1 protein-coding gene is annotated in these 1,147 nt (G+C 34.8%); it reads right to left on the bottom strand.

Annotated features, from left to right (window positions below; all coding sequences use genetic code 11):
- Positions 1-97: 97 nt before the first annotated feature.
- Positions 98-1,048: a hypothetical protein gene (locus GOQ24_RS03930; RefSeq protein WP_160339154.1), complete on the bottom strand. Its 951-nt coding sequence runs from the start codon at positions 1,046-1,048 to the stop codon at positions 98-100.
- Between the last annotated feature and the right edge of the window lie 99 nt (positions 1,049-1,147).

The raw sequence follows: 1,147 nt of genomic DNA, 5'->3' as shown, positions 1-1,147 counted from the left end.
AGTTTTAGTTAAATATTTGTGATTCAGAACCTTAAATATACTAATCCTATCTCTTTTTTTATAGCTTTTTTTTGCTTTTTCTTATATCGAACTCACGTTAATTAGCATTTTGCTCTACTACTATAGTTCTCACAATTTCAGGTTGATCAAGATGACGAACTTGTATATTACCACGTACAACCCCTGTTGCTTTAGCAACTCCTAACTCGAACTGAAGATGGCCATTTACATTTTTAGGTTCTTTCGTCCAATTGAAAGCGTTTCGATCATAATCGAATACTTCCCAGTTAGCACTTCCTCCTCCATAAGCCGTAACAATACTCGATGAATTTATTGCGCCATCTACACTACCAGACCCAACTCTTATGATTGGTTTACTAAGTACTAAATTCAAATTACTCACTTTTAATTGTGTGAAAACCTCAGGCTTATCAACCAATTTAAAAGTATAAATCTCATCACCAAAAACGGTCTCGCTTCTTGTAAATGACAATGTACTTACTTTGCCGTTTGTAACACTTTCAAATGTAGAAACAATGTCTCCTTCAACACTTTTCTCCCATGCTAAACCATCTTTTTTAGCCGTCAATGTCACTTCCCCTGTTGGGCTATTTTCCCACAGAAATAGTTGATCTGTACTAAGTGCCAATTCTAATATTTTACCTGGTCCACCAATAAAAACCCACGATTCTCCATCCCATGCATAAATTCCCTTTCCTTTACCATCTTGCAAATCTTCATTCACATTATAAACAACCAAGCCTGCGTGAGCCTCATCCTGAACACTTTTATCATAACCAGGTTCAAACATAGGATACAGCATCTCCACATCTGTTAAATCCACTCTCGGTAGACCAAGTCCTTTATTGGCATTTGCTTCTTCCCCTGTTTTATTCTCTAAGTTCTTTAACTCTAAAAGAGACCCTTCTACAGCAGGTTCACCAGTACCAATCGTAACCTGAGCTAATGCGCTATTAGTTATGACAAACAACATAAGCAAAACGAAAATGCATTGTCTTAATCCATGACATAGTAATATTTTTCTCATTTGTTTTTGTTTTTTTGTATTCTTACAATTCTTCTTCTTTACAAATATCGTTAAAATATCAACAATTAACCTATAATAAAACACATTAAATTGTATATG

The sequence above is a fragment of the Myroides sp. LoEW2-1 genome, assembly GCF_009767705.1.
Classification (GTDB): domain Bacteria; phylum Bacteroidota; class Bacteroidia; order Flavobacteriales; family Flavobacteriaceae; genus Flavobacterium; species Flavobacterium album_A.
Note: the sequence above shows the minus strand (reverse complement) of the source record. Positions and strands in the feature narration are given on the sequence as shown.